This is a genomic window from Acidocella sp. MX-AZ02, from assembly GCF_000306035.1.
GTDB lineage: Bacteria > Pseudomonadota > Alphaproteobacteria > Acetobacterales > Acetobacteraceae > Acidocella > Acidocella facilis.
In genome coordinates this window covers 332,549-341,051 of the sequence record NZ_JH976208.1, presented here as the reverse complement: position 1 = coordinate 341,051, position 8,503 = coordinate 332,549, and the positions used below count along the sequence as shown (strand labels likewise).

General features: G+C 65.9%; 8 protein-coding genes. 5 read left to right on the top strand and 3 right to left on the bottom strand.

The annotated features are described in order from the left end of the window. Positions 1 to 860, top strand: an 860-nt coding sequence (locus MXAZACID_RS09890; RefSeq protein ID WP_008494165.1) for a CHAD domain-containing protein, incomplete at its 5' end; no start/stop codon positions are given. Between the two features lie 130 nt (positions 861 to 990). On the opposite strand, the gene MXAZACID_RS09885 is transcribed toward MXAZACID_RS09890, so the two are convergent. Beyond that, entirely contained in the window at positions 991 to 2,463 is a 1,473-nt protein-coding gene (locus MXAZACID_RS09885) for an ATP-binding protein (RefSeq protein ID WP_008494164.1), read from the bottom strand. A 17-nt stretch (positions 2,464 to 2,480) separates the two neighbouring features. Beyond that, positions 2,481 to 3,200, bottom strand: a complete 720-nt coding sequence (locus MXAZACID_RS09880; protein WP_008494163.1) for a response regulator — start codon at positions 3,198 to 3,200, stop codon at positions 2,481 to 2,483. A 313-nt stretch (positions 3,201 to 3,513) separates the two neighbouring features. Between MXAZACID_RS09880 and MXAZACID_RS09875 the strand changes: the two genes are divergently transcribed. Beyond that, positions 3,514 to 4,635: a type III PLP-dependent enzyme gene (locus tag MXAZACID_RS09875; RefSeq protein ID WP_008494162.1), complete on the top strand. Its 1,122-nt coding sequence runs from the start codon at positions 3,514 to 3,516 to the stop codon at positions 4,633 to 4,635. Positions 4,636 to 4,904: 269 nt separating this feature from the next. Beyond that, positions 4,905 to 6,005 (top strand): Hint domain-containing protein, encoded by a 1,101-nt coding sequence (locus MXAZACID_RS17815; RefSeq protein WP_008494161.1) that lies wholly within the window; start codon positions 4,905 to 4,907, stop codon positions 6,003 to 6,005. 9 nt (positions 6,006 to 6,014) lie between these two features. Here the strand turns inward: MXAZACID_RS17815 and MXAZACID_RS09865 are convergent, their stop codons facing one another. Continuing rightward, complete coding sequence (locus MXAZACID_RS09865) at positions 6,015 to 6,407, bottom strand: hypothetical protein (RefSeq protein WP_008494160.1); 393 nt, start codon at positions 6,405 to 6,407, stop codon at positions 6,015 to 6,017. Positions 6,408 to 6,564: 157 nt separating this feature from the next. Between MXAZACID_RS09865 and MXAZACID_RS09860 the strand changes: the two genes are divergently transcribed. After that, positions 6,565 to 7,275, top strand: a complete 711-nt coding sequence (locus MXAZACID_RS09860) for a dienelactone hydrolase family protein (RefSeq protein ID WP_008494159.1) — start codon at positions 6,565 to 6,567, stop codon at positions 7,273 to 7,275. After that, positions 7,268 to 8,425, top strand: a complete 1,158-nt coding sequence (locus MXAZACID_RS09855) for a hypothetical protein (protein ID WP_144052740.1) — start codon at positions 7,268 to 7,270, stop codon at positions 8,423 to 8,425. The genes MXAZACID_RS09860 and MXAZACID_RS09855 overlap by 8 nt, the downstream gene beginning before the upstream one ends. Positions 8,426 to 8,503: the final 78 nt, after the last annotated feature.

The following is an 8,503-nucleotide window of genomic DNA, read 5'->3' as shown; positions in this document are numbered from 1 at the left end:
AGGCGGTGCATAACGTCATAAATCCTGCCCTCAACCAGTTCCGCGCCAACTGGGCGGTGTTCGCGCATGGAGACCAGGTGGGGGCGGTGCATCAGATGCGGGTGGCCATGCGCCGGCTGCGCTCGGCGCTGGGGCTGTTCAACCGGGCGCTGCCATGTGGGGAGTTTCTGCTGCTGCGCGAGGAGGCCAAGCGCATCGCCAACGCCATGGGCGAGGCGCGCAACTGGGACGTGTTCATCGAAATGCTGCAAGACGGGCCGGCCAATGCCTTCCCGCAGGAGCGCGGCTTCGCGGCGCTGGCGGCGCAATGCCGGACCCATCGCGCCGCCGGCTATGATGCCGTGCGCGCGCTGCTGGATGATCCGGCGACGACGCGCTTCATCATCACCGCCGAGGCCTTCATCGCCAGGCGCGGCTGGCGCGGCGGCCTGCCCGTGGAGGCGCTGGCGCAACTGGCCGCCCCGGCTAGCGATTTCGGCGCCATCTGCTTGCAGCGTTTGCATCGCAAGCTGCGCAAGCGCGGGCGCCATCTGGCGGCGCTGCCGGCGCATGACCGCCATCTGGTGCGCATCGAGTTGAAAAAGCTGCGCTATGCGGCTGAGTTTTTCGGCGGGCTGTGCGCGCAGAAGGGCAAGGTGCGAAACTTCAACCGCGCCGCCGCGGCGTTGCAGGAGGAGCTGGGCAAGCTCAACGATATGGCGACCGCCGAAGGGCTGGCCACGCGGTTGCAGGGCGGCACGCCGGAGGCGCTGCGGGCTCTGGGCATCGTGCTCGGCTGGACCGCGCATGCCGCCCTGGGCGAGCCCCGGGCGCTGAACGCCGCCTGGGCGGAATTCAAGAACACCAAGCTTTTCGTCTGACCGAGGGTTTTTTCAAAACCCGCAAAAACTTTGGGTCTGTCCCAGATCTTCATTCATCTGGCCATGATGTCGATCCTTCAAGGCGTTGAAGGTATAAGCCGGAAACTTATCTGGGACAGCCCCAAAACTTTCAAACCGGCAGCGTCACGCTCACCCGCAGCCCCTGCGCCAGATTGGCCAGCGCGATATCCCCGCCATGGGCGCGGATGATGTTGCGGGCGATCGACATGCCGAGCCCGGAGCCGCCGGTTTCCCGGTTGCGGCTGGTCTCCAGCCGGTGGAAGGGCTCGAAGACGCGCTCCATCTCCGCCACCGGAATCCCCGGCCCGTCATCCTCGATCTCGATGCGCAGCGTGCCCTTCACCGGCGGGTGCAGCCGCACCCGCGCCGCGTCGCCATATTTCAGCGCGTTGGTGATGAGATTGCTCAGCGCGCGCTTGAGCGCCAGCGGCCTTGCATTGATGGGCAGATGCAGCGGGCCCTGGTAATCCACCGTCTCGGCGCGCTCGGGGTCGAGATCCCCCGCCTCGTCCACCAGCGTGCGCAGCAGGCTGGCCAGATCCAGCCGGGCCAGCGGCTCGGTGGTGGTGATGTCCTTGCCGAAGGCCAAAGTGGCGGCGACCATCGCTTCCATCTCGTCGAGATCGGCCAGCATTTTCGCCCGCTGCTCGTCATCCTCCATATATTCCGCGCGCAGTTTCAGCCTGGTGATCGGGGTGCGCAGATCATGACCGATGGCGGTGAGCAGGAAGGTGCGGTCCTCGACGAAGCGGCGGATGCGCGCGGCCATGGTGTTGAAGGCGCGCGCCGCGGTGGCGATCTCCTCCGGGCCGGTTTCCGGCAGCGGCTGGGCATTGACCACGTCGCGCCCGAACAGTTCGGCGGCGCGGGCCAGGGTTTTCACCGGCACCAGCAATTGCCGCACCGCCAGCGTGATCATCATGCCGCCCAGCAGCATCATCACGATGAAGGCGGTGGCGAAGCCCGGCGAGCGCCAAGGGGCGGGGGGATGCAGCTCGGTCGTCACCGTCAGCCACATCAAGGGCGGCATCAGCTCGTCCGGCGAGGGAAAGGCGAAGGGCGGCGGGCCGTCAGGGAAGCCATCTGGCGGTTGCGCGTGATCGGGCGGGCCGGCATCGGGCGGGGGCAGCGGCGGAAAGAACAGCCCGTCCGGCAGGCCGAAACTGACCATCAGCCGCAGCGGATGCGGGATGATCCGCAGCACGATGCCGCGCGGATGGATAGGGCGCGGGATGCCATAGGTGAAGATGCCGGCGCGCACCGCCTCGGCCATCGGCAGCGGCATCGGCAGGGTGCCCTGCTGGGGCGGCACCATGGTCAGGCTGACCGTGTCGCCCTTGGGCACCGGCTCGCGGGCCGCCACGAGGGCGCGGTTATCCGGCTGCGCCAGGGCGATATGGCGATAGATGATCGCCGCCCGGGTGGCGAATTCCTGCTCCTCGACCAGGCGCTGCAGATTGATCTGGTTCACCGTATGCACCAGCAGCCCCAGCATCTGGATCAGCGCGAAGCCGACCAGCAGGAACAGAATCGTCCGCCGCGCCAGGCTGTGCGGCAGCAGGCGCGTCCTGAAACAGCCCAATCTCAGCCGCCGAAAGATCAAAGCCGCTCGACGGGGGTGGAGAGCACGTAGCCGCCGCCGCGCACGGTCTTGATCAGCTGGGCGTTGCGCCCGTCATCCTCCAGCTTGCGGCGCAGGCGCGAGACCGCGACATCGATCGCCCGGTCGAACGGCCCGGCCTGGCGGCCGCGCAGCAGGTCCAGCAGCATGTCACGGGTCAGCACCCGGTTCGGCCGGTCCAGCAGGGCGACCAGCAGATCATACTCGCCACCGGTGATCGCGACCTCGGTGCCGCTCGGGTCCAGCAGGCGCCGGCGCGCGGTCTCCAGCACCCAGCCCGCGAATTGGTAGGTTTTCGCGGTCTGGTCGGCGGCGCGGTCCTCCGCCTCGGCGGTACGGCGCAGCACCGCGCGGATGCGCGCCAGCAGCTCACGCGGGTTGAAGGGCTTGGTGACATAATCATCCGCCCCCAGCTCCAGCCCGATGATCCGGTCGGTCTCATCGGCCATCGCGGTGAGCATGATGATCGGCACGTTGGTCTCGGCGCGGAACCAGCGCGCCAGCTCCAACCCGCCCTCGCCGGGGAGCATCAGGTCCAGCACCACCAGCTGGTAATGGCCGTTGAGGAAGGCGCGCCGGGCCTCCTTCCCATCGCGCGCGGCGGTCACGCGCAGACGCTGGCGCTCCAGGAATTTCGCCAGCAGATCGCGGATTTCACGGTCGTCATCGACGACGAGTATGTGCGGCAGGGTGTCCATGGCTGTTACAATAGCGATCCGCTGGGGCTTTGGGCAGATGAGGTTGCAATACGTGACAATTCGGGCCTGAACCGCAACAGTCCGGGCCACGAAAAAAACGCTTGCCCCCCTGGGCCGTTGGCTCTAATGCGCGCTCACGCAGCAACGTACGTGCCTCTGCCGGCTCTCCGGTTACGCAACGGCGTCAAGCGTTCTGGCAGCACGACTGGGAAGCCCTCCGGCGACCTGGAAGTCGGCTGGTTCGTTCGACCGTTTCGATAACCCTGCCCCGCCGCGTGAACAGGCGGGCATTTGAGAGAAGGACTTGAGGGCCATGACCCCCAAACTCGCTTCCTTTCTGGCGTCGCAGCCCGCGACGCCGTGCCTGGTGCTGGATTTGGACCAGGTGGCGGAGAATTATGCCCGGCTGCGCGCGGCTTTGCCGGCGGCTTCGATCTATTACGCCGTGAAGGCCAATCCGGCGCCCGCGATCCTGCGGCTGCTGGCTGATGCGGGCTCCTGCTTCGATGCCGCCTCCTGGCCCGAAATCCAGTCCTGCCTGGAGGCTGGGGCCGCGCCTGCGGCGATTTCTTTCGGCAACACCGTGAAGAAGCCCTCCGCCATCCAGGCGGCCTACAAGGCTGGGGTGCCGCTCTATGCCTTCGACAGCCGCGAGGAGCTGGAGAAGATCGCCCAGCACGCGCCAGGGGCAAAGATCTATTGCCGGCTGGCGGTGAATAATATCGGCGCCGAATGGCCGCTCTCGAAGAAATTCGGCACCACGCTGGAAAAGGCGAGGGAGCTGATGCTGGCCGCCCCTGGCTTGGGGCTGGTGCCGCACGGGCTCTCCTTTCATGTCGGCTCGCAGCAGACCGGCACGCTGGCTTATGAGCTGGCGATCGCGGAAGTGGCGATGCTGTTCACCGACCTGAAGGCGGCTGGCCTGCCGATGCGGATGCTCAATCTCGGCGGCGGCTTTCCGGTGCGCTACCAGGAAGACGTGCCCGAGGCGGATGCCTTTGGTGATGCCATCATGAACAGCATGGTCGCGCATTTCGGCAATGATATCCCGGACATCCTGATCGAGCCGGGCCGCGCGATGGTCGGCAATGCCGGGGTGGTGGCGGCGGAGGCGGTGCTGGTCTGCCGGCGCATGCCGCAGGATGAGCGGCGCTGGGTGTATCTGGATATTGGCCGCTATGGCGGGCTGGCGGAGACCGAGGGCGAGGCGATCCGCTATCGCATCACCGCCGGCAATGGACCCACCGGCCCAGTGGTGCTGGCCGGCCCGTCCTGCGACGGGGTCGATGTCATGTATGAAAAGACATCCTTCAGCCTCCCCCTCGATTTGCAGTCCGGCGACCGGGTTTTGATCCACGACGCCGGCGCCTACGTGACCAGCTATGCCAGCCAGAACTTCAACGGCTTCGCGCCGCTGGCGGAGCATTACATCTGAGGGTTGTGGCGGCTGAGCCGGAAAGGCTCAGCCTGGCGCCCCGCGCCCCGACACCGCCGCAGCAGCAGGTTGCGTAAGTAAATTTAACGCGCCGATCAAATCGCCTGACACCGCCAACGCGGAGTCAGGAGATTTATTTTGTGACACATCTATTATTTTTTTAACATCGCCTGCTCAAAATTTGCCCTAAATATGTCTCTCAAATTTTACTTCGACTCAAAATTTACCTAATTTTGAGAACAAGAGAGGTTTTTATGGCGAACCTACAAATGGACTCAATTTATCAAAATTTTGACGATTCCTCCTGGCCAAGCAATTGGTTCGGTTGCGCGCCGGGGAGCTGGACATGGCCCGGCTTTGGGGACGGGGACGGGGATGGCGACGGCTCCGGCAAGGGCGGAGTCACGGAAACCGGCATGACCGCCTATGCGATCGCGCTCACCCCGGGGAGCGGCGGCAGCGCCACCGCCAGCATTCTCTCCCCCCTGCATATCGCGGTGAGTGTCACCTCAACCGCCACCGGCGCCCTCGCCAACCTGCTGGGTGACGTCAACACCGCGATCACCGGCGAAAGCTTCAAGCTGAACATCGGCGATTTCAGCCTCCCGAGCTACTATTACGGCACCGCCACGATCGACGGCGTCAGCGGCTTCATCGCGAACACGCTGCCAGGCGGGGCCGGGCTCTGGTATTTCGTCACCCCCAGCAGCAGCCACTCCAACAGCCTCGGCCGGGGCGCTTCCGGCACGGCGCATCATGACACGACCGGCGCCAGCTCGCCCTATCAATGGGATCTCGCCACCGGCCAGGCCGTCTGCTTCATGGCCGGCACGCTGATTGAGACGCATGACGGGGAAAAGCCGGTGGAGAGCCTGCGCCCGGGCGATCTGATCCGCTGCGCCGATGGCCGGCTGATGCCGCTGCGTTGGCTGGGCGAGCAGCAGATTGTCCGCGCCTTCGCCGACCCGATCCGTGTCGGCCCGGTGCGCATCCGCGCCGGCGCGCTGGGGAATGGGCTGCCACGGCGGGATCTGCGCTGCTCGCCCGACCATGCGTTTCTGCTTGGCGGGGTGCTGGTGCAGGCCGGGGCGATGGTGAATGGCGGCAGCATCCAGCGTGAGGCGCAGATGCCGGAGCGCTTCACCTATTACCATCTGGAGCTGGCCGAACATACGCTGGTGCTGGCCGAAGGTGCGGCTTCGGAAAGCTTCGTCGATCATATCGACCGGCTGGCCTTTAATAACTGGGCGGCGCGCGGCCCGCAGGCGGCGATGCCGCCGATTCAGGAAATGAAACTGCCGCGGGTGAAATCCGCCCGGCAGCTGCCAGCAGCGTTGCGCCAGGCGCTGGGCCAGGCCCAAGCCGCCTGAAGGCGGGCTTTACGGCCAGGCGACCTGGGCGGTGGCGAGATCCAGCCTGCGCTGGCTGGCCACCCGCATGGCGGAGGCGGCGAGCGGCGGGGTTTCACGCGGCGCCTCCAGCCAATAGCCATGCACCGCCAGCGCCGCCGCCACCGCGCGCAGCAGCCGGCGTTCCAGCTTGGTGACGGCAAACCCGCCGGGCGGGCGCAGCGGCAAGGCCCGCGCGCAATCCGCCTGCCGCCCTTGCCAGACCGCCAGCAAGGCGCGATGGATCTGCGCCTGATCGCGCCCCAGCCCGAACGGGCAGACCAGACTGGCCGCCCCCGCCTGCCCCCCCACCGCCCGGCGCAATGCGCACAAGGCCACACGTTCCGCCCGGCTCAAACCCGGCTCAGCTTGCAACAGGGTCATGGCTGCACCTCCTATGCCTGACCCTCGCACAATTGATAATGATTATCAATTGCAATTTTTGTTCATCAAAGCACTTTTGCGCCTTCCCCGCGCTTCTTCTACACTCCGCCCCGACCGGCCATTCCGGCCGGACGACATCAAAAAAACGGAGAGCAGAATGCGCGAGATCAAACTGAAGGCGGCGGATCAGAGCGGCGAATTTTCGGCCTTCGTCTGGGAGCCCAAGGGGCTCAAGGCCGGCAAGGAAGCCGGCGCGGTGGTGGTGATCCAGGAGATTTTCGGGGTCAATGACAGTTTGCGCGAGACGGCTGCATCGCTTGCCGAGCAGGGCTTCATCACCATCGCCCCGGATCTGTTCTGGCGGCTGGAGCCGGGGGTGAATATCTCCGACAAGAGCGACGCGGAATGGCAGAAGGCGTTCGACCTGATGAACCGCTTCGACCAGGATAAGGGCATCGAGGATCTGAAGACCACCCTGGCCGAGGCACGTGAGCTGCCGGGCTGCAATGGCAATGCCGGCACCATCGGTTTCTGCCTCGGCGGGCGCCTGGCGGTGATGATGGCGACGCGCTCCGATTCGGACGTGAATGTGTCCTATTACGGTGTCGGGCTGGACAGCCTGCTGCCGGAATTCGACCGCATCCAGGCGCCGCTGATGCTGCATATCGCCGATGAGGATGAGTTCTTCCCGGCCGAGGGGCGGGAGAAGCTGATCGAGGGGCTGGAGGGCAATGAGTGGGTGGACGCTTTCGTGTTCCCCGAGGTGCAGCACGCCTTCGCGCGCGTTGGCGGGGTGCATTACGATGCCCGCGCCGCGACCATCGCCAATGGTCACACCACCGAGCTGCTCGCCGAAATCCTTGACTAAGCTGACACGCCGCGCGGTTTGCGCGGGGGCTTTGGCGCTGCCCGCCTTGGCGCGGGCAGCGCCGGATCTGGCCAGCCGGCTGGTGCAGGCGGTGCGCGGGCAGATGGCGGCACTGGGTGATGGCCCGGTGCTGCTGAATTCCTATCTGGTGGAGACCGGGCCGAAGGCTGATGATTTCGACCTGACCCAGGCCAATGCCGCCTATGTTTACGACAATGCGCTGGCCGGGCTGCTGCTGATCGCGGCCGGGCATAAGGATGAGGCGCTGCGCATCGGTCAGGCTTTGGCGATGGCGCAGGCGCATGACCGGACATTTCACGATGGCCGCTTGCGCAACGGCTATGCCGCCGGGGTGATGACCAGCCCGGCGAAGCTGCCCGGTTTCTGGAACAAAAAGACCAATCAGTGGGACGAGGACCCGTATCAGGTCGGCACCGATACCGGGCCGGTGGCCTGGGCGATGCTGCTCTGGCAGGCGCTGGGGATGACAACCCCCGCGAACAAGGCCGGGAATTTCCTGGATGAGAGGCTGCGCGCCCCGCTTGGCTATTATGGCGGGTTTTACGGGTTCGATCAGGCGCAGCAGAAACTCACCTGGGAGAGCACGGAGCAGAATCTCGATCTGGCGGTGGCCTTCTCGCGGCTGGGCCGGGCGGAAGATGCAGCCCATGCCAGGGCATTTGTGAAGGCGGCCTATGATGCGAAGGCGCATCTGTTCAAGACCGGGCTGGCGCCGGATGGCAAGCCGGGGGCGATGCTGGCGGCGGATGCCGGGATCTGGCCGTATCTGGCCGGGATTGGCGACAAGGCGAGCGCGACGGCGGCGGTGGACGCGTTGCAGCATGGCGATGGCATCGGGTTTTCCAGCGCCTCGGACGGGATCTGGCTGGAGGGCACGGCGTTTGCGGCGCTGGCGCTGAAGCGGCTGGGGGATGCCCGGGCTTCGGCATTTTTGCAGACGGTGGCGGGGAATTTGTCGCCGCAGGGCTATGTGTATGCGACGGTGGCGCCGGTTCTGGGGACGGGGCTGAAAATTGGGCCCTCCCTGCAGAAGGGCGTGCCGGAGGCGGATTTCAACTATTACCGCCGGCCCTCGCTGAGTGCCACGAGCTGGGCCGGGTTGGCGGCGCTGAGCGTGAATCCGCTTTAATTTGCAAAAGTTTTTGGGCGGAGGCGGCCAAGGTTCCGCCGCTGCGCAGCAGCGGTGGAAAGCCGCCGGAGGGGCCGC

Coding starts and splice junctions, on each gene's coding strand:
- MXAZACID_RS09865 (WP_008494160.1), bottom strand. CDS start 6,407: ATGACCCTGTTGCAAGCTGAGCCGGGTTTGAGCCGGGCGGAACGTGTG.
- MXAZACID_RS09860 (WP_008494159.1), top strand. CDS start 6,565: ATGCGCGAGATCAAACTGAAGGCGGCGGATCAGAGCGGCGAATTTTCG.
- MXAZACID_RS09875 (WP_008494162.1), top strand. CDS start 3,514: ATGACCCCCAAACTCGCTTCCTTTCTGGCGTCGCAGCCCGCGACGCCG.
- MXAZACID_RS09880 (WP_008494163.1), bottom strand. CDS start 3,200: ATGGACACCCTGCCGCACATACTCGTCGTCGATGACGACCGTGAAATC.
- MXAZACID_RS17815 (WP_008494161.1), top strand. CDS start 4,905: ATGGACTCAATTTATCAAAATTTTGACGATTCCTCCTGGCCAAGCAAT.